Source organism: Zophobihabitans entericus (assembly GCF_011745665.1).
Classification (GTDB): Bacteria; Pseudomonadota; Gammaproteobacteria; order Enterobacterales; family Orbaceae; genus Zophobihabitans; species Zophobihabitans entericus.
In genome coordinates this window covers 909,200-932,688 of record NZ_CP050253.1, presented here as the reverse complement: position 1 = coordinate 932,688, position 23,489 = coordinate 909,200, and the positions used below count along the sequence as shown (strand labels likewise).

The 23,489-nt window shown below is 39.9% G+C and carries 22 protein-coding genes, 3 tRNA genes and 1 other RNA gene; 13 read left to right on the top strand and 13 right to left on the bottom strand.

Annotated features, from left to right (window positions below; genetic code table 11):
* Position 1: 1 nt before the first annotated feature.
* Complete coding sequence (locus IPMB12_RS04265) at positions 2 to 304, bottom strand: YfcZ/YiiS family protein (protein WP_166915267.1); 303 nt, start codon at positions 302 to 304, stop codon at positions 2 to 4.
* A gap of 229 nt (positions 305 to 533) precedes the next feature.
* Between IPMB12_RS04265 and IPMB12_RS04260 the strand changes: the two genes are divergently transcribed.
* Positions 534 to 770 carry a YecH family metal-binding protein gene (locus tag IPMB12_RS04260; protein ID WP_166915265.1) on the top strand — a complete coding sequence of 79 codons (237 nt, stop codon included), beginning with the start codon at positions 534 to 536 and terminating at the stop codon, positions 768 to 770.
* A gap of 59 nt (positions 771 to 829) precedes the next feature.
* Here the strand turns inward: IPMB12_RS04260 and tamB are convergent, their stop codons facing one another.
* From tamB to hpt, 3 genes are all read right to left on the bottom strand, one after another.
* Positions 830 to 4,606 (bottom strand): autotransporter assembly complex protein TamB, encoded by a 3,777-nt coding sequence (gene tamB, locus IPMB12_RS04255; protein ID WP_166915263.1) that lies wholly within the window; start codon positions 4,604 to 4,606, stop codon positions 830 to 832.
* On the bottom strand, positions 4,603 to 6,336 hold the full coding sequence (gene tamA / locus IPMB12_RS04250; RefSeq protein WP_228720399.1) for an autotransporter assembly complex protein TamA: 1,734 nt from the start codon (positions 6,334 to 6,336) through the stop codon (positions 4,603 to 4,605). The genes tamB and tamA overlap by 4 nt, the downstream gene beginning before the upstream one ends.
* A gap of 144 nt (positions 6,337 to 6,480) precedes the next feature.
* A complete protein-coding gene (gene hpt / locus IPMB12_RS04245; RefSeq protein ID WP_166915261.1) occupies positions 6,481 to 7,014 on the bottom strand; it encodes a hypoxanthine phosphoribosyltransferase in 534 nt (177 codons plus the stop codon).
* Between the two features lie 260 nt (positions 7,015 to 7,274).
* Here hpt and xseB point away from each other — a divergent pair, with 260 nt between their 5' ends.
* The 9 genes from xseB (at position 7,275) to pgl (ending at position 14,313) form a co-directional block, all read left to right on the top strand.
* Positions 7,275 to 7,517 (top strand): exodeoxyribonuclease VII small subunit, encoded by a 243-nt coding sequence (gene xseB, locus IPMB12_RS04240; RefSeq protein WP_166915259.1) that lies wholly within the window; start codon positions 7,275 to 7,277, stop codon positions 7,515 to 7,517.
* Between the two features lie 6 nt (positions 7,518 to 7,523).
* Positions 7,524 to 8,408 (top strand): (2E,6E)-farnesyl diphosphate synthase, encoded by an 885-nt coding sequence (ispA, locus tag IPMB12_RS04235; protein ID WP_166917686.1) that lies wholly within the window; start codon positions 7,524 to 7,526, stop codon positions 8,406 to 8,408.
* A 28-nt stretch (positions 8,409 to 8,436) separates the two neighbouring features.
* Positions 8,437 to 10,275, top strand: coding sequence for a 1-deoxy-D-xylulose-5-phosphate synthase (gene dxs, locus IPMB12_RS04230; protein ID WP_166917685.1), 1,839 nt, complete (start codon positions 8,437 to 8,439; stop codon positions 10,273 to 10,275).
* A 3-nt stretch (positions 10,276 to 10,278) separates the two neighbouring features.
* On the top strand, positions 10,279 to 10,599 hold the full coding sequence (zapA, locus tag IPMB12_RS04225; protein ID WP_166915257.1) for a cell division protein ZapA: 321 nt from the start codon (positions 10,279 to 10,281) through the stop codon (positions 10,597 to 10,599).
* A gap of 39 nt (positions 10,600 to 10,638) precedes the next feature.
* A non-coding RNA gene (gene ssrS / locus IPMB12_RS04220) (6S RNA) lies at positions 10,639 to 10,821 on the top strand.
* A gap of 43 nt (positions 10,822 to 10,864) precedes the next feature.
* A complete protein-coding gene (locus tag IPMB12_RS04215) occupies positions 10,865 to 11,461 on the top strand; it encodes a 5-formyltetrahydrofolate cyclo-ligase (RefSeq protein WP_166915255.1) in 597 nt (198 codons plus the stop codon).
* A gap of 155 nt (positions 11,462 to 11,616) precedes the next feature.
* Complete coding sequence (rplY, locus tag IPMB12_RS04210) at positions 11,617 to 11,901, top strand: 50S ribosomal protein L25 (RefSeq protein ID WP_166915253.1); 285 nt, start codon at positions 11,617 to 11,619, stop codon at positions 11,899 to 11,901.
* Between the two features lie 209 nt (positions 11,902 to 12,110).
* Positions 12,111 to 13,583 carry a glucose-6-phosphate dehydrogenase gene (gene zwf, locus IPMB12_RS04205; protein WP_166915251.1) on the top strand — a complete coding sequence of 491 codons (1,473 nt, stop codon included), beginning with the start codon at positions 12,111 to 12,113 and terminating at the stop codon, positions 13,581 to 13,583.
* A gap of 31 nt (positions 13,584 to 13,614) precedes the next feature.
* Complete coding sequence (gene pgl / locus IPMB12_RS04200) at positions 13,615 to 14,313, top strand: 6-phosphogluconolactonase (protein WP_166915249.1); 699 nt, start codon at positions 13,615 to 13,617, stop codon at positions 14,311 to 14,313.
* Between the two features lie 525 nt (positions 14,314 to 14,838).
* Here the strand turns inward: pgl and tusA are convergent.
* The 6 genes from tusA to IPMB12_RS04170 all read right to left on the bottom strand — a co-directional run bounded on the left by tusA (position 14,839) and on the right by IPMB12_RS04170 (position 19,248).
* Positions 14,839 to 15,075: a sulfurtransferase TusA gene (gene tusA, locus IPMB12_RS04195; RefSeq protein ID WP_166915247.1), complete on the bottom strand. Its 237-nt coding sequence runs from the start codon at positions 15,073 to 15,075 to the stop codon at positions 14,839 to 14,841.
* Positions 15,076 to 15,092: 17 nt separating this feature from the next.
* The gene (gene yigL / locus IPMB12_RS04190; protein WP_166915245.1) at positions 15,093 to 15,908 is read right to left on the bottom strand and encodes a sugar/pyridoxal phosphate phosphatase YigL; all 816 of its coding nucleotides are present in this window, start codon (positions 15,906 to 15,908) and stop codon (positions 15,093 to 15,095) included.
* Positions 15,909 to 16,002: 94 nt separating this feature from the next.
* Positions 16,003 to 17,262 carry a secretin N-terminal domain-containing protein gene (locus tag IPMB12_RS04185; protein WP_166915243.1) on the bottom strand — a complete coding sequence of 420 codons (1,260 nt, stop codon included), beginning with the start codon at positions 17,260 to 17,262 and terminating at the stop codon, positions 16,003 to 16,005.
* A complete protein-coding gene (locus IPMB12_RS04180; RefSeq protein ID WP_166915241.1) occupies positions 17,263 to 17,637 on the bottom strand; it encodes a hypothetical protein in 375 nt (124 codons plus the stop codon). It lies immediately after the preceding gene.
* Entirely contained in the window at positions 17,634 to 18,176 is a 543-nt protein-coding gene (locus tag IPMB12_RS04175) for a hypothetical protein (RefSeq protein ID WP_166915239.1), read from the bottom strand. Before IPMB12_RS04175 ends, IPMB12_RS04180 begins: the two co-directional genes overlap by 4 nt.
* On the bottom strand, positions 18,169 to 19,248 hold the full coding sequence (locus IPMB12_RS04170; protein WP_166915237.1) for a PilN domain-containing protein: 1,080 nt from the start codon (positions 19,246 to 19,248) through the stop codon (positions 18,169 to 18,171). Before IPMB12_RS04170 ends, IPMB12_RS04175 begins: the two co-directional genes overlap by 8 nt.
* Before the next feature lie 206 nt (positions 19,249 to 19,454).
* Between IPMB12_RS04170 and IPMB12_RS04165 the strand changes: the two genes are divergently transcribed.
* The 3 genes from IPMB12_RS04165 (at position 19,455) to IPMB12_RS04155 (ending at position 19,722) form a co-directional block, all read left to right on the top strand.
* Positions 19,455 to 19,530 (top strand) — tRNA-Val (locus tag IPMB12_RS04165).
* 34 nt (positions 19,531 to 19,564) lie between these two features.
* Positions 19,565 to 19,640 (top strand) — tRNA-Val (locus IPMB12_RS04160).
* 6 nt (positions 19,641 to 19,646) lie between these two features.
* A tRNA-Lys gene (locus IPMB12_RS04155) sits at positions 19,647 to 19,722 on the top strand.
* A 196-nt stretch (positions 19,723 to 19,918) separates the two neighbouring features.
* On the opposite strand, the gene bioB is transcribed toward IPMB12_RS04155, so the two are convergent.
* The 3 genes from bioB to IPMB12_RS04140 form a co-directional block, all read right to left on the bottom strand.
* On the bottom strand, positions 19,919 to 20,956 hold the full coding sequence (gene bioB / locus IPMB12_RS04150) for a biotin synthase BioB (protein WP_166915235.1): 1,038 nt from the start codon (positions 20,954 to 20,956) through the stop codon (positions 19,919 to 19,921).
* A gap of 5 nt (positions 20,957 to 20,961) precedes the next feature.
* Complete coding sequence (locus IPMB12_RS04145; protein ID WP_166915233.1) at positions 20,962 to 21,093, bottom strand: AAA family ATPase; 132 nt, start codon at positions 21,091 to 21,093, stop codon at positions 20,962 to 20,964.
* A gap of 202 nt (positions 21,094 to 21,295) precedes the next feature.
* Entirely contained in the window at positions 21,296 to 23,443 is a 2,148-nt protein-coding gene (locus IPMB12_RS04140) for a TonB-dependent receptor domain-containing protein (protein ID WP_166915231.1), read from the bottom strand.
* Positions 23,444 to 23,489: the final 46 nt, after the last annotated feature.

The following is a 23,489-nucleotide window of genomic DNA, read 5'->3' as shown; positions in this document are numbered from 1 at the left end:
ATTAGCGATTCTTTAACTGGAAAATCAGATTTTCTGCTTCGCAAGAGAATTTAACAGTGGCTTTCAGTAAAAATTGACCATTACTATTTTCAATTTTGCTGTCAATGATCGCAGGGTCTGACTCGACACTACGAGCAAGTTCAGTCATTTTAGCCAGTGCTGCTTCAGCCTCTTTTTGTGATGCAAAAACACGCTCAGTCACAGAAGAACAATCTTCATTATCAATAATCGTTCCCACATCAACACAACAACATGCTGCAGTTTCATTAGCACTACACTTATTTAAGGTATTTGAATCAGACATAATACTCACCTCTCTGCTGGATTTGTTTTCTATAGCGCTATTCTACGCTCATCCTATTAAATAAAAACCGATTTTTGTGATTCACTCACATCAATAGCTATAAATTTTGCTCTATTATAGATGATTTCCTGACTGGTGACGATCTTTCTCCTCATTTAGAGGTATTTGCATCGATAATTTACACAGCTATAATATCTATCATGTTGGTATGAAAAATAAGGAATTCAAGATGTCATCAATCCACGGCCATGAAGTTTTACACATGATGCACGAACAAAATTATACTGAAGATTCTCTACTGACAGCAATCAATCAAAAATTTGGTGAAAACGCCAGATTTCATACCTGTTCAAAAGAGGATATGACCGCTCAGGAATTGATTGCGCTATTAAAACATAAAGGTAAGTTTAAACCTGCCGGTGAACAGCAATTTACTGTTGATAGTCGTAAAATTTGTCGTCACTAATTCGCTTTAAAGAGTGAATAATAAATAGTTAATAAGCTGTACTAAACAGTACAGCTTGTTTAAAACTCGAATTGATAAAGCAGATCGACGGTTTGATCAAGCCCGGATACCGCTTCTAAATAAAGTCTTGGCATTAAGCGATAACGCAAAGTAAACGTTGCTAAAGAGTCGAAAATACCAATACCATATTTTAGCTGTAGATTAGGCAGAATATAACCACTCACAACCACTTTAGAGTCTTCACCTACGCCTTGTGTATCAACCGCTAAGTTTCTGATACCAAATGCTTCACCAATACTACCGATATATTTACCGCTTTGTGCCGTACCAAGACCAATTAAGATAGCTGTCATCATGTCATTATCACTCTGCTCACTGCCATCTAAGCCCTGACCACGTAATAAATAAGAAAGTGCTTCTTGTTGTGACATTGCCGGATCAGAGAAGATTTCAACATAAGGCTCATCAGCAGGTCCTGTCACACGAATACCAGCCACAACGTTATTCTCAATTGAGTCCTGATTACGGATCGCTTCAATATTGAGCTGTGGCTGATCAACCGGACCGGCAAAAGTAAGCTCACCTTTACGAATCACCAGATCTTGTCCATAAGCGTGGAAACGCCCATTAGGAATATTGATCTGTCCGTGTAAACCAAGACCTTTCTTATCCTGACGTACCAGTAAATCACCTTTCAGTCTGGCCACTAAGCCAAAGGCACTGACAAACACATTATCACCAATCACAATAGACAAATTACTGTTAATGCGTAGTGGCAATTGCTGCACTTCAACCTCTTCCAGATTTTCATCCAGCATCACTTCATCAGAAGAGACATCAACAATAGACTCTGGTAAATCTTCAACAGTAATACGCGCTTTAGGAATCGTAATTCGCCCACCAAGATTAATCTCATCCTGATTAGCAGTGATAGAAATATCCGGAATGATCGTCATTTTTATCATTGGTGGATAATCAATGGACATTCCAGCGCCTTTAACAGCTAGTTTAGCATTCCAGTTGTGGATATCACGCCAATCAGCATTACCACTTAAGGTAATATCCCCTTCCTGAGTTTTAATCAGGCCATCAAGCGTAGATGACTTACCGTGGAATTTAATATCCATACCGATAGATTTAACATCAACTGGTAACTGATTAGTCTGAATATCACTTTGACTTAGAGATAAATTACCATTAATGGTTGGATCTTCCAGCGAACCACCTAGTTTTAGATTAGCATTGAGCAGACCACTGGCGTACTCATCATCACGCAGTAAAGAGTTAAAGATAGCCAGTGAGATTTTATCCATAATCACCTGACCACTCAGATTTTTATGATTTGCCGGATCACTGACATTCACATTACCGGAGAATAGACCATATTCACCCAGACCGAATTTCCAGTCGAGTTTAGCTGCCTGATCGTTTAAATTAGCGTTGATGGTAAAAATGTCAAACTTAATCGGCAACATTTGTGCAGCAACAGATTGTTTAATATAGACATTATCACCAATAATTTTAGCTGATACCGTTGGGAACGTTTGAGTATTGTTCCAGTTAATATCAGCGCCACCAGAAATATATCCGGCAATTTGTGTATCACTGCTTAAGAACAGGTCAAATAACGCTAAATCAATATTCTTTAACTCAATTTGCGCGCTGCCTTTATCGGTGATCACCACATCTTTACTCAAACAGATACTAGAATTGGTATTAATCCAGCAATGTCCACCGATAGTCGTCACATTTTTTTCCATATCAAGACTAAGCAGTAAAGGCTTAGATAGTGACCAGGTATCCAGCGGTGTCGTAAAAGAGGTATTCGCTAAGCTGCCGGTCCATTTAGTGCGATCTTTATTCAGCTGACCATCCAGATTGATTTCCCCACTAATCGGATCGCCATTGATAAAAACATTAACTTTATGCTCACGTTCAGTCCCGGTGACAGCAAGATCCAGCTCACTAACTGTCATATCCTGAAATCTCATCGATTGAACTTTCAGCGTGATATCAGCAGATAATAGTTGTTGCAGCTTAATATCCCCTTCCAGCTTAGCCTGAACCAGCGATACCCCCTGATAATCCAGATTATTTAAAGCTAAATCGGTTTTCATATGTGGCTTAGACATCGAACCACTAAGATTAATGTTACCTTTTACGTTACCAAATAGTGAAGGTTGAATTAAATTCAGCTGCAGCAGATTAATGTCAGCAACCAGTGACGATGATGGGCTCATCGTACCATCTAACTTAATCGTATTATTACCCCAGGATAAGTTAAGCGCTTTAGCTGTCGCTGACTGATCTGAATCAGCTAAAATTGAGCCACTGGCCTTAAGCGGTGCATTTTTCAGAGAACCATTTAAATCCAGAGTTGGAATATTAATCTGCCAGTGGTCACCTTTAATAAAACCACTGTTTTGGATAGAACCATTAAGTTTTAAAGGTAAACCCGGCATCTCGTTAGTAAGATTGATATTTTCCAGATTAAGATCAGCTTGCCATTTAATCTGATTTGTCCAGTCAAGACTCCCCGTCAGATTTAACTGACCTTGTGGGAACTGTGCCAGAACATGATCGATATTAAAGCCAGAATTATGCCCTTTTGCACCGAGTGAAAAGTTCGTATCAGGAATACCCTCACCCTGAATCAATCCTGTTCCATCTAACTTATAATCGTGAATCTTCCCTTCATAATTAACACTAAACTGATTGAGCTGATATTCCGGTTTGCCCTGCAATGGCCACTGAACATGAGAACCTTTTAAATTGAGTTTAAGTGGTAAGTATTTCTCAATCATATTGATACTGGCATCAAGTTGCAGCTGATTATCACCAGCCATACTGGCCGTTGCGTTCACTGTCCCTAGTAATGCACCTTTCACATTAGCTTTCAAAACAGTATTAATCAGCTGACTTTTAGCTTTAGTGTCTACCTGTAAAGTGACATTTAATGGCCACTGCTTAGCCAGGTTAATGTAACCGTTTACGGCGACATTACCATTTTCAAAAGGTGTTTCAGCATTAGTATTTAGTTTATCAATCGCGACATAGCTATTTTTAGTCCGCGCCTGAATTAATACATCATTAAAACGGAAGTCGTCTCCCATATGAAGTAACCAGTTGGTACCGGTTAGTTCAATAACATTAATATCCAGCGGAATATTTACGGTTGGTAACTCAGTTAAGAGAGGCTCAGTAAAGAGTGCCTGTATTTGCTGTTCTAAAGGAACGTTTGATTTAGCGGTCTCTGCTACTGGCGCAGGGGCTGGATTATCAGAAAAAATAGCCTTCACGCCTTGTGCAGAAGACGGAAAAATCGTTAGCTCATGCTTAATCCAGATAGCCTTACCAATAAAGCTGTCCAGTGCAAATTGCATATCATCAACACGAACATCAACATTTTCTAAATCAAGTGCCCGTAGTTCAATAGGAATAGGCATATCAATGGTCGAGCGTTCACCACTGTCTTCAACCGGTTCAACGTTTTCATCCGTTGATGCCATTTTACTGGTATCAATATCTACTTTGATGTTATCAGCAGAAAAGTCTTTAATGCAGAGCTTACCCTGTAATAAGCACATGCCAGAAATTGCCAGTGTTGCCTGATCAACTTCGACCGAAATACCTTCCATATTGAGCGAGAAACCGCGCATTTCCAGATCGTACAGAGCGCCATCTAAATGAGCAATTTTAATTTCAGGTACGGTTTTCTCCAATACGGTGGAGATAATTTTAAGGCCTAAACTGGTATAGATAAATGCCCATATAAAACAGACAAAGAAGCCGAAAATAGAGAGAAATATGATGCCTTTTTTCTTTAAACGAATCATAATTCAGCTCCCAGTCCAATATAGAAATGAATAGAACTGCTGCTGTGATCAAGTGGTGTGGCAACATCCATTTTTATTGGTCCAATTGGAGAAACCCAGCGAATACCAATACCACCACCGGTATGAAAATCATGATTATCAAAACTATTAATTGCTTCGCCTGAATCAACAAACGCAGCTCCCCACCATGCCCCACTAAAGTTATATTGATACTCTATTGAACCGGTTAATAAGCGGGATGCACCAGTCAATTTACCTTTACTATCCTCTGGAGAGATTGACTGATAGCTATAACCACGAATACTGCGATCACCACCAGCAAAGAATCGCATTGATGGTGGTAAACGCTCAAATTCATTAGTTTCAATAAAACCAAAATTCACCCTGGCAACAAAACGATGAGTATCATATAAAGAACGAATCCAGACTTGCTGCGTTTTAAATGACCAAAAATCCACATCAGAAAGTAAATCTTTAGAACCAACTTCAACAGAATAACGCTGGGAATCACCCCACATTGGTAAAAGTCCACCATTAGAACGAATACGAGAAAAGCTCACAGAAGGATAGAATAAGAAGGTATTATAGCTAACATCTGCCTGAGTAAATCGGTCATAGTTAATATTTAAACCGATCGCTTTTTGCCAACCTTCAAAGGTATCCCAATAGCGGAATGCACCAAAGGTGTAGGAGTTGGAGTCAGTATCGTTATTATCTTCGCGCTTATAACCACCTTGCAGGAGATAGTAATCTTCCAGTGGTGATTTCATCAGCGGCATTTTATAACTGGCGGTAATGGTTGGTTCAACGCGGGATAAAGCTAAGTTACTTTGAAAGCTGTGCCCTGAATCATTAATCCAGGGCTTAGTCCAGTTTAGTTTACCTCTGACACCCACGCCCGTTGAGTAACCCGCACCAACATCAATTAAGTTAGTTTTACGGGGAATAGCCACTACATTCACCGGTAAAGTCTTATCTTCACCCACATGACTAAAATCAGGTAATGTTGTCACAGAACTAAACCAGTTGGTCGCAGAAAGGCGACGGCTAAACAGAGCCAACTGATCAGAGGTATAATATTCCCCTTCTGTAAAAGGAATAATATTACGCAGGATTTCTTCCCTGATTGGTGTTTCCTCAAAATGGACATTACCAAAACGATAACGCTCACCAGTGTCCATATCCAGCCGCCAAAAGCCCTGATACGTTTTATCTGAAACAGCCAGCTGATGACGGGTTAAGTCCGCATCAAAATAGCCTTTACGCAGTGCTAAATTGAGCAGGCTACGTTTGAATGAATCATAGGTACCATGATTAAGTACATCACCAACACTTGGCGTTTGATTCCTGAGGAGCTGGGTATAATCCCTGTCATTTTGGCCTTCGCCGGTAATATTGACAGACACTCGCTCGATCAGAATCGGACGACCGGGATCAACATGAACTTCAAAAACTTGTTTACTGGACAGACCATTACGTGAATCGCGGGTCTTATAACTAAAAGTCGGTGAATAATAACCCAGTGCACGTAAGGCTTTTTTGATTTCAGCTTCGACATAACGTCTGAATTGAGGCGTATCTTCAATTGAATCGGGTTCGATTATCGACAAACGGGCCTCAACGTTATCTTCAAGCTCTCCGCTTAAACCTTCAACACGCAACTTCATCGCTGCATTTGCCGCAGTCGCAAAAAAAGTTGCAATGATAAAAAGTATAATAAAACGCAGCACACTAGCTCCTGCTAACAAAAGACCGTCAGTCCACAAGCACAATCCCAGATGTGCTTGCTAAGATAACACTTTGACACTCAATTATTGTCAAAGTTCACCTCTATCCTTAAAAGTTTTATTGTTTTAGTACCTTACCACAATGTACTACAACAATGTTACCTGACCGATATATGGCAAGTGACGATAATGCTGCGCGTAATCAATCCCGTATCCGACGACAAACTCGTCAGGAATAGAGAAACCAATATATTTCACCGGCACTTCCACTTCCCGTCGAGAAGGCTTATCCAATAAGGTACAGATCTCTAAAGAACGTGGACCACGTAGCTCTAAAATCTCTTTTACTTTACTCAGAGTATTACCCGTATCAATAATATCTTCGACAATCAGCACATCTTTATCGCGAATATCTTCATCTAAATCTTTTAGAATTTTGACATCGCGATTACTATCCATACTTTTACCGTAACTTGAGGCAGTAATAAAATCCACTTCGTGCCCAACAGTAATTGCCCGGCATAAATCGGCCATAAAAATAAATGAACCACGTAACAAACCAACAAGTACCAACTCATTATTGCTATCTTTATAATGTTGGCTGATTGACTGACCCAGTTCAGTAACGCGCTTTCTAATCTCTTCTTCAGAGATCATGACATCTACAACATGTTTTTTCATTCGGAATGCCCGTAGTTAACTTGTAGTTAAATTGACAGAGATTTTATCAACTATTCATCATAAATAATAGTCCGTAGGCAGATTTATCCTCAATTATTATTATTTACCGACAGGTCACTTAAATATAATTTCTTCAAATAAATCAAATAGTTATAATATTAACTAACTAATTGATTTAATACATTATTTTATTGAAGATATCCTATACTCACTTTTCTTCTAGTCATGTATACTAAGCAGCAAATTGAACGGAGTTAAATATGGCTAAAAAAGCAGCGAAAGTACCTTCATTTGAAGAAACACTAGGCGAACTGGAATCCATCGTCGGTCGATTAGAATCTGGCGGACTCTCACTGGACGAGGCTTTAAGTGAATTTGAACAAGGTATCAAATTAGCCCGTCAGGGACAGCAACAACTGCAACACGCAGAACAACGTGTACAGATTTTACTCAATGAAAATGCCGAAGCTGAACTAGCAAGCTTTGATGATGAAGACGACTAATCAATGATGATTAATTTGTTTACCGAGCACCAGAAATCCTATTCTGATCGGGTAGAAACCGCGTTAAACCAATATCTTGGTCAGCTCTCGTCTTCTCAGCTAACTCTGGCTATGCAGTATAGTCTGCTGGCTGGCGGTAAGCGCGTGCGTCCTTTTCTGGTTTATGCCACAGGTGAAATGTTCGGTGTAACACCAGATAAGCTCGATGCACCTGCTTGTGCGATCGAAGCAATACATACTTATTCTCTTATCCATGACGATTTACCGGCTATGGATAACGATAATCTGCGTCGTGGTAAACCGACCTGTCATATCCAGTTTGGTGAAGCCACAGCCATTTTAGCTGGTGATAGCCTGCAAACACTGGCCTTTAGTATTTTAGCCGGAGAACAAGCACTTCCTATTGAATCACGAATGAAGATGATTCAGGAATTAGCTCAGGCCAGCGGTGCTTCTGGTATGTGTCTTGGCCAAACAATGGATCTGGCAGCAGAGCATCAGCATATTAATCTTGAGCAACTTAAACAGATTCATCACTATAAAACCGGTGTGCTGATTCAGGCTGCGGTGCGTCTTGGCTTATACAGCGCTGGGGCAAGTGCTCATCAGTATCAACCTATTTTAGATAAATATTCGCAAGCTATTGGACTGGCATTTCAGGTTCAGGATGATATTTTAAATGTCATCGGTAATACAGAAAAAATGGGTAAACCACAAGGTTCAGACGAACAATTAGAAAAAAGTACTTACCCATCACTGATGGGTTTAACTGCTGCAAAGGAAACAGCCCAACAACTTTATCATCAAGCTATCAGTGCTCTGGATCAGCTGCCAATGAACAGTGATGCTCTGCGCTCTTTAGCTCATTTTATTGTCAGACGAGATAACTAACGTGAACGCTGCCGACTATCCATTACTTATGCGTATTGATTCTCCGGAAGATCTACGCCGCTTACCTCGTGAATCACTACCACAAGTGTGTGATGAACTGCGCCGCTATTTACTCAATAGTGTGAGTCGCTCAAGCGGGCATTTAGCCTCAGGACTTGGTGTCGTTGAACTGACCACTGCGCTGCATTATGTTTACAATACCCCTTTTGACCAGCTGATTTGGGATGTCGGTCATCAGGCTTATCCTCATAAAATTTTAACAGGTCGTCGCGATCAGATGTTAACTATCCGCCAAAAAGATGGACTGCATCCTTTCCCGTGGCGTGAAGAAAGTGAATTTGATGTGCTGAGTGTTGGTCACTCCTCCACGTCAATCAGTGCAGGTCTGGGCATTGCCCTGGCTGAAAACTACAAGCAATCAGGTAAAAAAGTGGCCTGTATCATTGGTGATGGCGCAATGACCGCCGGCATGGCATTTGAAGCAATGAATCACGCTGGTCATACTAAACCTGATATGCTCGTGATTTTAAATGATAACGATATGTCTATCTCTGAAAATGTTGGTGGTCTGAGTCAACATTTAGCGCAGATTCTCTCTAGTAAAGAATATATTTCACTGCGTGAAAGCGGTAAAAAAATCTTATCTGGCTTGCCACCAATTAAAGAGTTCCTTAAAAAGACTGAAGAACATCTAAAAGGACTGGTCACTCCTGCCATTTTATTTGAAGAGCTTGGCTTTAATTATATTGGACCAGTTGATGGACATGATATTGACACTCTGGTCAGTACCTTAAAACGTATTCGTCATTTAAAAGGCCCACAGCTACTGCACGTCATTACTAAAAAAGGCAAAGGCTATGCTCCGGCAGAGCAGGATCCAATTTTATGGCATGGCGTACCTAAATTTGACCCGAAACAAGGTACAATAGCAACCTCAAAACAAAGTAAACCAACCTATTCTGATATTTTTGGTGACTGGTTATGTGAAGTTGCAGAGCAGGATAATAAACTGATAGCAATCACACCGGCAATGCGTGAAGGCTCTGGCATGACAAGATTTGCTCAAAAATATCCACAGCAGTTTTTTGATGTTGCAATTGCCGAACAACATGCTGTAACTCTGGCTGCAGGTTTTGCTATTAGTGGACTCAGACCGGTTGTCGCTATTTACTCCACATTTTTACAGCGGGCTTATGATCAGCTAATTCACGATATTGCCATTCAAAATCTGCCAGTATTATTTGCAGTAGACAGAGCGGGGATTGTTGGTGCTGATGGTCCGACTCATCAGGGGCAGTTTGATCTCTCTTATCTGCGCACTATTCCTAATCTGGTGATTATGACACCAAGTGATGAGAATGAATGTCGTCATATGCTGACAACGGGCTATACCCATCAAGGCCCATCCGTCGTACGTTACCCGCGCGGATGTGGTACAGGTATTGAACTAACCGCAGCAACACCACTTCCGGTGGGTAAAGCTACCCTAAAACGTCAGGGACACAGCATTGCACTACTGAACTTTGGTCCTCTTTTGACTGAAACTCTAAAAGTGGCTGCACAGATTGATGCCACAGTGGTTGATATGCGTTTTGTGAAACCGCTCGACAATGAGATGTTAACTCAAATAGCAGAGTCTCATGACTTACTGGTTACGATTGAAGAAAACGTCATCCAGGGTGGTGCCGGTAGTGCAGTTAATGAATTTATCCTTTCACATAACTTAAAATGTGATATGTTAAACATCGGTTTACCGGATCAATTCATTCCACAGGGTGAACAAAACGAAATTCGTAGTGATTTTGGACTTAATGAGACGGGTATTTTACAACAAATTCAAACTCGCAATAACAGGGACAAGGTATAAGAGATGACATCACAAGTTGTTGATTTAAATATTTTGGGACGCAGCCTAAAACTCAATTGTCCGGTTGAAGAGATTCCCTCGCTCAAAAAAGCGGCTGAAGATTTAGAAAATCGTTTACAGGAACTGCGTCGTAAGACTCAAATCATGAATAGTGATCAGCTTATTATCACTGCTGCCTTAAATATCTCTTATGAACTGACCAAAGCCAACCAACTCAATAATCAGCTTAGTCATGATTATGCTAACCGCCTACAAAACCTACAGTTAATGCTCGAAAATACGCTAAATAGTGTAAATTTGGGATCTGACTCGAAAAAAGATTAAATTCCGGTTGTATCATTCTCAGAATTTTGTATTATGGTAGTAACTCTGAGGTGTGCGCGAACGGTCAGTCCCCTGAGCCGATATTCCAAAACTTAGAATGTTACGATTGTTAACCGGTGTGTAAGCCCAGCTTGTACTGGGAAACCTAAAAGTTAAAGCGTATCGTTCACCTTGAACCTAGGGTTCAAGGGTTACAACCTGAAACGGCATCTTGGAGCTCTACCTTACTGCTACCTTCTTCATAATTTAAATCTCAATAATATTCATGACAGAAGAAACATCACTACCTGTAGTAACTCATCATATTAACCAGCAGCAGAAATTAATCCGCAGTCAAATTCGTGCTAAGCGTAAAATGTTAACGCCAGAGCAACAAACTCTTGCTGCCCAAAAAGTGACTCATAAGATTCTGGCTCATCCGGCTATTCAAAAAGCTCAACATATTGCCATTTTCCAGTCTTTTGATGCAGAGCTCAATACCAGACCAATTATTGAGGCACTATGGCAGCAGCAAAAATCGGTTTACTTACCGGTCATTCACCCTTTTAGTAAAGGTTATCTGCTGTTTTTACATTACAATCCGGATACCTCAATGATCCGTAACACCTTTGGTATTGAAGAGCCAAAAATCGATGTCCGTCAGGTCATTCCTTTTAATCAGCTGGATATCGTTATTACCCCACTAGTGGCTTTTGATCATAAAGGCTATCGAATTGGTATGGGCGGTGGCTACTATGATCGGATGTTAAGTTTAAATCCACAGATAACAACTATTGGCATTGCTCATACCTGTCAGCAGGTAGAAGAGATTATCCCTCAGCCCTGGGATATTCCATTGTCAGAAATTATCACTGATTGCTAAACCTGAAAGGCTGAAAATCACTTGCCTCACCCACGATAACTCTATATAATTGTCCGGCTTTTTTAAGCAACTTATTTCAAATCAATTGCTGGGTCGCCTGTAATTGATGTTTCTTCTTACTGTTGAGAAGAAAATAAACCTAAAAGAGAAAGATTATGTTTACTATTAATGCTGTAACAAGAAAAGAGCAAGGCAAGAGTGCGAGCCGCCGCCTGCGTCACGCTGGTAAATTCCCAGCAATCGTTTATGGTGGAAGCGAAGCTCCACTAGTGATTGAACTTGATCACAACGAACTATTCAACATGCAAGAAAAAGCAGAATTCTATTCAGAAGTGCTAACTATTGTTGTTGATGGTAAACCAACTAAAGTTAAAGTTCAGGCTATTCAACGCCATCCGTACAAACCAAAATTAGCTCACATGGACTTCGTTCGCGTATAATTGAGTCTGGTTGTATTGATAGCAAAAGGTCACCACGGGTGGCCTTTTTTATTTACTCTTATGTACTTACTCCGCTTTCTATTTTATTAGCTTCACTTAATACTTACTCTCACCTATTAGATTAATTAATCATAAACCACTGGATATTTTTTGCTAATAAACGATAATTATTCGATATTAAATAATGAATAGTATTTAGGAGATATTTCATGTTTGAAGAGAATGCGCTTGCCCCTTCTTGTGATTTAGTAATATTTGGTGCTAAAGGCGATTTAACCCGTCGTAAGCTTCTTCCTTCATTGTATCAGTTAGAAAAATATGGTTACCTGCCTCCTGAAACTAAAATTTTAGGTGTGGGTCGTGCTGACTGGGATAAAGCTGCCTATGAAGAGATAGCCAGAGAAGCGCTGACTACTTTTATGAAAGATCCTATTGATGAAGCTATCTGGAAAAAATTTAGCGCCCGTCTGGATTTCCATAAACTGGACGTAAACGACACACCAGCATTCAATGAGCTGAAAAAAGAGATCGACGAGACCCGCCCAACTATCTTCTATTTTGCAATGCACCCGGGTACATTCGGTACTATCTGTCATGGCTTAGCAGCGTCAGGTATGAACGTAGCTAAAAACCGCATTGTAATGGAAAAACCACTGGGTACTGACCTGCTTTCTTCTCAGGAGATCAACAATGCTGTTGCTGAGTATTTTGATGAATCTCAGGTTTACCGTATCGACCACTATTTAGGTAAAGAAACTGTATTAAACTTACTAGCGTTACGTTTTGCTAACTCATTCTTTGCTTCACGCTGGGATCGTACCTCTATTGATCACGTCCAAATCACTATCGCTGAAGATGTTGGTATTGAAGGCCGATGGGGTTACTTTGATCAGGCTGGGCAAATGCGCGATATGCTACAAAACCACTTATTACAGATTCTGACTATGATTGCGATGTCTCCTCCGGCTAATCTTAAAGATGAGAGCATTCGTAGCGAAAAAATTAAAGTATTAAAAGCACTGCGCCCAATTGATAAAAGTAATATCCGTGAAAAAGCAGTACGTGGTCAATACAGCGCAGGCTTTATCAAAGGTAATAAAGTACCGGGCTATCTACAAGAAGAAGGCGCAAATAAAGAAAGTAACACTGAGACCTTCGTTGCTATACGTGTTGATATTGATAACTGGCGCTGGGCAGGTGTTCCATTCTATTTAAGAACAGGTAAACGTTTACCGGCAAAAACATCAGAAGTTGTGGTGTACTTTAAACGCCCGGCTCTGAATTTATTTGAGAGTTCTTATACTGAACTGCCACAAAATAAACTGACTATTCGTCTGCAACCAGACGAAGGTGTAGATATTGAAATTCTGAATAAAGTCCCAGGTCTGGAAAATAACCATAAGTTACAAACCACTAAACTGGATTTAAGTTTTAACGAAGCATTCCGTCAACATATCGCCGATGCTTATGAACGTTTATTACTGGAAGTTATGCGTGGTAATCAAGTACTCTTTGTCCATCGTGACGAAATAGAAGCAGCATGGAAATGGGTAGATTCAATTATCAATGCATGGGCGTCTGAACATGAAGCACCAAAACCTTATCAGGCTGGTACTTGGGGCCCTGTTGCATCAGTTGCTCTGATTACTAAAGATGGCCGTTCATGGAATGAATTTGAATAATTAACTGGTGATAACTTATTAGGTGATAACGATGTATAAACTTAACGAATATGCTTCACCCGAAAAACTTAATCAGGATCTGGCCACTAATATTGTGGCACAACTGAAACTGGCAATTGCTCGCAAAGGTCATGGCACGCTGGCTGTTTCTGGCGGTAAAACGCCAATTGGTTTATTTCAGTTACTCAGTCAGCAATCACTGGAGTGGGATAAAGTTTATATCACTTTAGTTGATGATCGCTGGGTGGATTCTCATGATGATGCCAGTAATGAGAAGCTGGTGAATACTTATTTACTACAAAACAAAGCTAAGTCAGCTCATTTTGTCGGTTTAAAAAACTCTACCAGCAATCCATTTGATGGTGCTGCTCAGGCAGAAAAAAATCTTCGCGATAAGATTCCGTTACCTTTTGATGTGCTGATTTTAGGTATGGGTGAAGATGGCCATACAGCATCACTATTCCCTCATGCTGAGAACCTTAAAAATGGTCTGAATATGACATCAGGTAAGCTACTTGTCGGGATGATGCCATTAACTGCTCCGCTGGAACGTATTACGTTAACACTGCCGGCGATTTTAAGTAGTAATAATATTTATCTGCATTTAGTTGGCGCAAGTAAGAAAGAGGTTCTGACTAAAGCACAACAAGGCAAAGATGTGGTAGAAATGCCGGTAAGAAGTATTCTGCAACAGGACAAAGTCCCGGTGACGATTTTCTGGACCGCATAAGTATTATGTTGTTTTCTTAAAAGCGCCTGTGATTGGGCGTTTTTTTGTTTTAAGGGTTTGGTGATGTATTAGCAGGGTTTTTGGCGGGGAGCACGCCCCGCTCTGCGTGTTTATTCTGATTGGAGCTGTTGACAGAGCGTTGGATTTAACTGACCTCGTCGTTTTTAAGAGAATGAACAAACACCAGTGGGTTTGATGGCCTAGCACACCACGAAGGCACCCGTACTCAGACCTTCATGGTATGCTCTCCATCAAATTCAACATTTGTGCACTGAAAATCAAAACAGATATTTTGGACTCTGCTTTCTTCTCACTAAGGTAAATATTATGAATAACCTAAAGAGCGAGACTCTGTCGCGCAATCTGATAAAAAGCATCTGAGTTTGGAAAGTAAAATTGAAATAGGGATTTCTGGCTCTAATCGATTTACTATAAAACCAGCATCAATATCAATATAAAAACGCTTATAAATCAAATAATTAAAAGATAAATGCTGATTTTAACCTATTGATTTATTTGAAGATTTTAATGTTTTTTACGAATCCAGTAATGATATGGCTTATTGTTGATTTGAGAATCAACTAACTCATGTTCCATATGTAAACAAAAACCGGGAATATCACGAACTGTGGCAGGATCATCGGCGATAACATAGAGAATATCGCCAATATTGAGTTCTCGCATGGTTTTACGAATTAGCATAATCGGCTCCGGACAACGTAGCCCCAATGTATCTAATTCTTTGTCAGCAAGAGTAGTCATAACTTTATCGTAATTACTTAAGCTTTTTCAATGAATAAACGATTTAAATAATGAGGCACTGCATCATCCGCGTTAGAACCAATCACTTCCAGATTCGGTAGACGAGACTTCAGCATCATTGGAGCATTACGCATAATACAGCCCTTACCCGCCATAGACAGCATCTCATAATCATTCATACCATCACCAAAAGCGATACTGTCTTTTAGCGTATACCCGAGTTTTTCGGTGACATATTGTAAAGCACTGCCTTTTGATACACCTTTACCCATCACTTCCAGACAGTTTAGTGTTGAGAACGCGACATTTAGATGATCACCATATTGAGCTTCAATATTATTTTTTAGCTCAACCAAATGTTCATGCTCAACATCAGCCGTTGTAGTGAAATAAACTTTAGCGATGTTATCAGTTGGAAAACCTTTTGGATCAAACAGTTCATATTTAAAATCAGATTCTTCGAAAAAGGTCATCGAATAAGCATCTTCTTTATTAATTAACCAGTCATCACCACGGTAGATATGAGTGTAAATTAATTTATCATCCATCGCCATTTTAGCTACTTCTGCCGCTACATTTTCAGACACGTTGCGACTCATAATCAGATCACCATGACTATTATGTACACGCGCACCGTTTGAGGTGATCATGTAAGCATCGATTTCCATATTTTCACGCATTTGCGCCACGTCAATATGGTGACGGCCGGTCGCAAAAATGAAGTGGATATTTTGTCTGGTAAGAGCCTGTAAAACTTTTTTTGTATACGCAGATAAGCGGTGATCACTGTTTAACAATGTGCCGTCTAAATCAGAAGCAACGACTTGATACATAACAACTCTCTTTATTCTTAAAGTGGCGAGGAAATAACCTGTTCATTCTACACTACCTGACTAAAACACTCAAATATTCCACCTGCGTTATCAGCTATTTGAGCGATTGGATAATTTGTGGTGTGATAAATATTACCAGCTCCCGCCGTTGTTGCTGTTTACCCTGATATTTAAACAAATTTCCAATGAGAGGTACCTGACTGAGTCCTGGCACCTGACTATTATCCAGTTTGTTCAGTTGCTGAAAAATACCTCCCAGAACCAGTGTTTCACCATGACTTACAATCACTTGAGTTTTAATTTCCTGAGTATCAATTGCCAGTGCTTCTCCGCCATCACTCCGCTTGATCGATTGCCCGACGGTATTTTGGCTAATCTGCAGATTAAGCTCTAATCTGCCATTACTCAAAACTCTTGGTGTGACTTCTAAACCCAGTACTGCTTGTTTAAATTCAATTGTCGTATTACTGTTGTTACCACTAGAAACTTCATAAGGGATTTCTGTGCCTTGCTTAATTGAAGCCGGATGTTGGTTTGATGTGAGTAAATTCGGGCTGGCAACAATTTGTACCTGATTTTCAGCTTCGAGAGCTGATAATTCAAGATTAAGCAGCCCCCCGGTTAGTTTCGCCAGAGTAAAACCGACCGATGTCGTTGGATTTGTCACCGGCATACCGATAGTTGCCTGATTAACCAGCTGAGAAGAATGACCAGTATATCCCCACCTCACCCCAAGCTGAGTCAGACTTTCACTACTCATGGTGACAATATGTGCAGCAATATGAATTTGTGAAGCAGGCTGATCAAATGTTTCAATTAACGATTCAATGGTCGCAAATTGTTCCTTGATATCCTGTACCATCAACATGCCACTACGACTATCAATAAAAACTTTCCCTCGTTCAGACAATAGACCTTGTTGTTGAATCATCGTCATCATTTGCTGAGGATCACTGTGATTGAGTGCAATAGGTAAAAATAGTAAAGGCTGCTGATAAAGCCACTCCAGCTTTAGCTTATCTTCCTGTTGTTGTAATGTTTGCTTGTCAGGTTCAGCCTGAATATATAAAACATTATTTCTTATTTCTGCCTCCAACCGGGCTAATTTCAGGACGATATCCAGCGCTGTTGACCACGGAATCTTTTTTAAATTAATGGTTTGTACATTTTGAACAGGATCAACAATGACCAGATTCAGTTGTTTAAAATCTGCCAGTGCCTGCAGAATAATATGAGTATCCGTTTGATAAAAATTTAACGAAACTAAATCGTCCTGAGCATAACCTGATTTAGGAAACAGTAAACACAAATTCAATAATCCCAGTAGCAATAAACGGGTTAACTTCTTTTTCATTTATTTCCCTTCCAGCGGCATTAAAAAAGTAGGTATATCCAAACAATATTTAGGTAATTCGGCTTGCCAGATTAATTGATGGTCAGTAAAAGTCTGTAGTCGCCATGGTAGAAATAGATTACTCTCGGTTTCCGCAGATAAGGACTGCCAGCGACCGTCCTGATGTTTTAACCAAATTTGCTGATTATCTGCTATCGAGTTCTCATTATATGGCCCAAAAACACCATAAAATTGCCACAAAGCCATTTGTTGTTGTAGCTGCTCAGTAATACTCTGGCAAGTCATGGTATAAGGTGGGTTAAAAGGATCCAGACGCAGCGTTGCTCGCGCAGTAATACTAATGATGACCATCATCAAAATAAGTGGTTTTATCATGTTGCTACACCGCCTGTTTTATCGTAATAAACCCGCAATAAAAATTGCAATTGTTCACCGGATTTTTGTATGGTTAGTGTTTCAATAACCCATGGCGTATTTTGATTCATTGCAGCTTCCAGAAAACCCAACCAATCTGAATAACGCCCCTGTAAACTAATCTGCCAGTGGGTTCGCTCCGGTTCAAAATATTGCTGAAAAGAGAGTAATGTCAAAGATGAATGCTCAATGTGTCTGGTTAAAATGACTTCTATCTGTTTCGCCGTTAACCAGATTAGCTGTTGCTCCTGTAACTGTTGCCATTGTTCGTTCAGCAAAGCCATTGGTGGATATTGTTCAATCAGCCGGGCATATTGCTGGCTTTTTTCGGTTTCATTGATAAGTTGCTGAGATGCAGTTTCAATCTCTGTAGTAACGGGATTAATCACCCAGTATCCCAGCAGTAGGCTCATCACACAGCCGATGCCAAAAATAAATAATTGCTGTAGCCAGACGGGCCTGCTCAATAAAGATTCCAACTCAAAAGAGAAGTTATTCATGCGTCAGGTACTCTGTAAGGGTTAACTCTGTCTGAAAACGCCAGAATGCCTGCTGATAATGAATACGCTGTAGCATTGCCTGCCTGACGTAACTGGATTCGTCTAACTTCTGAATAAATTCAACAATAGCCGGATAAGTAAAACTTTGTCCAAAAAGTTCCAGATTTTTAGTATCAAATATGAGTTCATCCAGCCAGATCTCATTCGGAATAACCATTTGAATTAAATCAAGGTATTTTGATAATGAATCAATAATCATCATCCCTTGCTGATTTTTAACTCGCAGCTGATATTGTGCTGTGACTTTTTGATTAAGCTGCTTTAAAGCAACCAAAAACTGCTGTGAATTATCATTTTCAGCTATTTGCAGCCTTACCTGCTCAGTTAGTATTTGCCTTATTCCTGAGTAGTACTGATACGTAAATAACAAACCCAAAATACACAATAAAGCACAACAAGTGATACTGATATATAGCTGTCTGACTTTACGTTTCCGGCATTGCTCCCGCCACGGCAATAAATTCACTTTGGGTACACTAGTCGCCAGTAAATAGGCCTGTTCATAACTTGTTTCTGGTATAACAATATCAATGCCAGATAAAGCCAGCCCTGCTCGCTTAAAAACGGTTTGCCACTGTTCAATCTGCTCTTTTTTAGCAGCAGTAATAGTAAATTCAGTCTGATTTACAGGGTAATCAATAGCCAACTCTTCTGCTGGCATCAGGAATAACTGTGGTAATGCAGCCTGAATAAAACGCTCGGTATCATATTCAGAAAGTTTGACCTGCGGTAATTTAAATGACTGCTGTAAAAATTGCTCTTCAGGTAACGCAATATAACAACAGGCAAGGTTCGGAACTTGCCGCTTAATTTGGGCAAGCAAATGGATTAATGATTCATTACTGTCAATCGCACCGTATTGAATCAAAGTTTTATCTGTATAAAGATGATGTTGTTCTACTTTGATAAGTTGCTGAGACTGGTAAGAAGCGACCGCAAAGGTGATCTGCTGAGCCTGCACTTCAATTCCTATTTGATATTTTATTCTGCCTTTAGGCCAAAATTGCACCATTCTTTTATCCTGATGAAAATTAAAATTTATCCGGTGATAAAAGTAGTACAGATAAAGAACTTAAACCGTCCTAAAAACAAAATAATGTGAAATGGCTCGAAAAGTAATTGATTAAATTTAGAACGAAAGCCTAATAATTTCAGTAAAAACATAAAAAAAAGTTGACTGAGGAGCTGAGTACTCTATAATGCACATCCACACGGTACGGGTGATTAGCTCAGTTGGGAGAGCACCTCCCTTACAAGGAGGGGGTCACTGGTTCGATCCCGGTATCACCCACCAACCTTACCGTGTAATGTAGTAACCAAAGATTTTGGGGTGATTAGCTCAGTTGGGAGAGCACCTCCCTTACAAGGAGGGGGTCACTGGTTCGATCCCGGTATCACCCACCATATCTTGGGTCGTTAGCTCAGTCGGTAGAGCAGCGGACTTTTAATCCGTTGGTCGAAGGTTCGAATCCTTCACGACCCACCATTATATTCAATAAAATCAATAATTTACACTATACTTAAAAAACCAATCAATAAGATTCGAACCTTTCGTTCGACAAAATTGTAGGAACAATTTTGCATGTTGCGAAGCAACGCCCGAAGGGTGAGTATCAGGATGATACGAATGATATCCTTCACGATCCACCATTATTCTTCAATAAAATCAAATAGTTAAAAAATCAAAAATGCGTACAAGGATTCTTCTTTTCACTAAGAATAATACTTTCTGCAATCACTGTTTGATGTGCTTCATCGGTATAGTCTTCTCTTCTTTCAAACTCGATACCCAGTTTCTTCAGTAAATTCTGATCTTTTTCAATTTGAGGGTTAGTTGTCGTTAATAGCTTCTCGCCATAGAAAATCGAATTAGCACCGGCAAAAAAAGCCAGTGCCTGCATCTGTTCGTTCATATTTTCCCGTCCGGCTGATAGTCGTACATACGATTTTGGCATCAGGATACGCGCAACTGCAATCGCCCGAATAAACTCAAAATCATCAATTGATTCAGTCTCAGCTAAAGGGGTGCCTTTCACTTTAACCAGCATATTTATAGGCACACTTTCCGGATGCTGTGGTAAATTTGCCAGTTGCATTAAAAGTTTTAAACGATCCTGATGGCTCTCTCCCATCCCTAAAATACCACCACAACACACCTTAATTCCTGCCTGCCGGACGTGAGAAATCGTATTCAGACGATCTGCATAAGTCCGTGTGGTGATAATTTGCCCATAAAATTCTGCAGATGTATCCAGATTATGATTGTAATAATCCAGCCCCGCTTCAGCCAGTTGCCGACTTTGTTCTAAATCCAATTGCCCCAGCGTCATACAGGTTTCCAGTCCCAGACTTTTAACACCTTTAATCATCTCAATAATGTATGGCATATCTTTTTTAGAGGGGTGTTTCCAGGCTGCACCCATACAAAATCTTGTGGAACCTGCTTTAGCTGCATTCTTAGCTGCTTCTAACACCCTATGTACTTCCAGAATTTTTTCTGATTTTAAACCGGTTTTATGATGTGCTGATTGTGGGCAATATTTACAGTCTTCAGGACAGGCGCCGGTTTTAATTGATAACAGTGTCGACACTTGCACCTGATTAGGCTGAAAGTATTGCCGGTGAACAGTATGTGCCTGAAATAACAAATCATTAAACGGTTGGGTAAAAATGTGCGCTACTTCGTCATATGTCCAGATATGTCTTGAATTTGATGTCATGTTTTCTACCTCCTACCTGTTTGTATTACCTTAAGCACTTGTGCATCAGGCAGATTTTTTAATAATCCGGAACAGACAATCGTTTTACCTACATCAGTATCCGTACCACAAATAAAGCAAGCAGCTATTTTTGACATTTTTCTCTTCTTAGTTCTTATAAATACGATTGTTATAAACACAATTTCACGGTCGATATTTTGCAGGAATTATAGAAACAACAACTTTAAATGTAAACTAAATTTTAAATTTAAAGTTAACATTTAAAATACATCTATGACAAAAAAACCGAATCCCTGTCATCAGAGATTCGGCAAAATAGCGAGGAAGATTGATGAAACGCTAGAAAGAAGCTGTCAGTGACGCATAGAATGTACGTCCCGGAATATAGTAGTTATTACCTGTCGTTGCAGAACCTGATGGAGTATCTGTCACCGGATCTTTATCAAATAAGTTATCTACACCGATATTAAATCTTAAATTCTCTGTCACTTTATAATTTGCAGCCAGATCATAAACAAAGTAACCAGAGCGGATACGTGCCGTTGCCGTATTACCACGTGAAGCCTGATCTGCATCACTATTTAGACCTAACATTTTACTATAATACTTGGCTGATAATGACATACCAAAAGCATCATTTAATTGCCAGTCAAGTGTTGAGTAAGAGGTAAATTTAGGTGTTGTTACCAGCATTACCCCCCGATCATCTTCAGCTTTAATCATACGAGTAAAGTTGTTACGTAAAGTCAGGCTTTTTAGAATTGGTCCAACTGGCTGACTAATTAATGGAATATCAAGCCGTGCTTCAATACCTTGTGTTCTTGCACTATCTAAGTTGATACGCTCTAACCAGTAACGCCCAGTCGGGTCTCCTGGAATATAACCAACAGGTGAGGTTGCAATTTTATCTTTAAAGCGACTGTCAAAGAACGTCACTTCGACATGCCAACCTTGGTGATCATAACTTGCACCAAGTTCCCAGTTTTCTGACCGTTCAGCTTTTAAATTTGCGTTACTCACAGTATAGCAACCGCCTCCGGTATAGTCAGCATAGCCATTACAGCCAGCCCCCTTTGAGGTTTCAATAAAGCCAGGGCTTGACTGACGTAAGCTTGGCGCTTTAAAACCTTCTGAATAACCGCCTTTAAATGTCCATTCATCTGTTGGGTTATAGACCAAATACGCTCTTGGTGTTGTTTCATTACCATATTTAGTGTCATCAAAACGCAGACCAAGAGTTAATGTTAAATCGTCTCGTAAATACATTTGATCTTCAAAAAATATTGATTTACTTATCGCATCATTAGTGTGTTGACCAAAAGTATCTGAACTTGCTGTCGTACCAATTGAACGAGGATTATATAGCTCTTCTTTCATCCACTGGGCACCAACGGTAAGATCATGTTCAACCAACAGTTCAAATGGAATACTAATACTTCCTTCAATAATCTGATCTTTACTCCAAAGATCGGATTCATAGGTATTACCTGTCAACGCACCACCAATAATCTCAGGAATATTACTGGCCTGATTACGATATTTATTTTGATATGCTGTAAGTTTTACATTACCAAAGTCAAACAGACCTTGGTAGTTTACAAAGTAGCTTTCACGTTTAACCAAAGTCGCACCACGAAGATTAATTTCTGTACCACTTTCAGTTTCACCTTCCAAACCTTTTTCTTGCCCCTGAGTAGTTCCGATACTTACCTGATGATTATCATTAATATCCCAGCCAAGTTCAGCTTCATAGTTATAACGTCTCTTACCTTCAGTACCACTCCCCCAGCGTAGTGCACTGGTTTCAGAAGTATCTGGTTTACGCTCATTCCATGAACCTCCTAAACGCACATGGAATCCATTACCCAAAGGCCCTGCAATTGAACCGGTATAGGTTTGAGTTTTACCACGGTTATCTTCTTCCGGTACGCGAACACCCGCTGTAAATGATCCACGCCATTCATCAGTTTCTTTTTTAGTGATGATATTGATAACACCACCCATCGCATCAGAACCATAAAGCGATGACATCGGACCACGCACAACTTCGATACGTTCAATAGAATCAACCGGAATCCAGTTAATATCATCAAAATAGTTTTGTTGTGTCGTTTTGGTACCATTACTTGATCCCATACGACGACCATTAACCAGAATTAAGGTATAAGCAGCAGGCATACCACGAATTTGTACCCCTGAACTCACGTCGGTACCAATTGCTTTAGAAATACCTGTTACACGCTCCAGCACATCCACTAAATCGGTTGCCGATTTACCGATATCATTATCTAAATCTTCACGAGTAATAACCGAGATACTGGCTGGTGCTGTTTTAAGACTCTGCTCAATAGCAGAAGCCGTGACAACCATCACATCACCTTTAGTGTAGGCTTGCTCGCTTTCATCAGCCATTGCCGGCAGGCTTAGCGATAATACAGGTAGTAGTAATAGCAATTTGACTAACTTAGGAGAAGTACTTCTCATCATATCTTTTTCCTATCATCGATATAAATCACGTCTTAGTGATATTAAA

Bases quoted from the DNA above. Each gene is read 5' to 3' on its own strand.
- tamB (WP_166915263.1), bottom strand. From the start codon at position 4,606: ATGATTCGTTTAAAGAAAAAAGGCATCATATTTCTCTCTATTTTCGGC.
- zwf (WP_166915251.1), top strand. From the start codon at position 12,111: ATGTTTGAAGAGAATGCGCTTGCCCCTTCTTGTGATTTAGTAATATTT.
- IPMB12_RS04185 (WP_166915243.1), bottom strand. From the start codon at position 17,262: ATGAAAAAGAAGTTAACCCGTTTATTGCTACTGGGATTATTGAATTTG.
- ispA (WP_166917686.1), top strand. From the start codon at position 7,524: ATGATTAATTTGTTTACCGAGCACCAGAAATCCTATTCTGATCGGGTA.
- IPMB12_RS04145 (WP_166915233.1), bottom strand. From the start codon at position 21,093: ATGTCAAAAATAGCTGCTTGCTTTATTTGTGGTACGGATACTGATGTA.
- IPMB12_RS04215 (WP_166915255.1), top strand. From the start codon at position 10,865: ATGACAGAAGAAACATCACTACCTGTAGTAACTCATCATATTAACCAG.
- hpt (WP_166915261.1), bottom strand. From the start codon at position 7,014: ATGAAAAAACATGTTGTAGATGTCATGATCTCTGAAGAAGAGATTAGA.
- IPMB12_RS04140 (WP_166915231.1), bottom strand. From the start codon at position 23,443: ATGATGAGAAGTACTTCTCCTAAGTTAGTCAAATTGCTATTACTACTA.
- xseB (WP_166915259.1), top strand. From the start codon at position 7,275: ATGGCTAAAAAAGCAGCGAAAGTACCTTCATTTGAAGAAACACTAGGC.
- IPMB12_RS04175 (WP_166915239.1), bottom strand. From the start codon at position 18,176: ATGAATAACTTCTCTTTTGAGTTGGAATCTTTATTGAGCAGGCCCGTC.
- tusA (WP_166915247.1), bottom strand. From the start codon at position 15,075: ATGACTACTCTTGCTGACAAAGAATTAGATACATTGGGGCTACGTTGT.
- yigL (WP_166915245.1), bottom strand. From the start codon at position 15,908: ATGTATCAAGTCGTTGCTTCTGATTTAGACGGCACATTGTTAAACAGT.
- bioB (WP_166915235.1), bottom strand. From the start codon at position 20,956: ATGACATCAAATTCAAGACATATCTGGACATATGACGAAGTAGCGCAC.
- pgl (WP_166915249.1), top strand. From the start codon at position 13,615: ATGTATAAACTTAACGAATATGCTTCACCCGAAAAACTTAATCAGGAT.
- zapA (WP_166915257.1), top strand. From the start codon at position 10,279: ATGACATCACAAGTTGTTGATTTAAATATTTTGGGACGCAGCCTAAAA.
- IPMB12_RS04180 (WP_166915241.1), bottom strand. From the start codon at position 17,637: ATGATAAAACCACTTATTTTGATGATGGTCATCATTAGTATTACTGCG.
- dxs (WP_166917685.1), top strand. From the start codon at position 8,437: ATGCGTATTGATTCTCCGGAAGATCTACGCCGCTTACCTCGTGAATCA.
- IPMB12_RS04260 (WP_166915265.1), top strand. From the start codon at position 534: ATGTCATCAATCCACGGCCATGAAGTTTTACACATGATGCACGAACAA.
- IPMB12_RS04170 (WP_166915237.1), bottom strand. From the start codon at position 19,248: ATGGTGCAATTTTGGCCTAAAGGCAGAATAAAATATCAAATAGGAATT.
- rplY (WP_166915253.1), top strand. From the start codon at position 11,617: ATGTTTACTATTAATGCTGTAACAAGAAAAGAGCAAGGCAAGAGTGCG.
- IPMB12_RS04265 (WP_166915267.1), bottom strand. From the start codon at position 304: ATGTCTGATTCAAATACCTTAAATAAGTGTAGTGCTAATGAAACTGCA.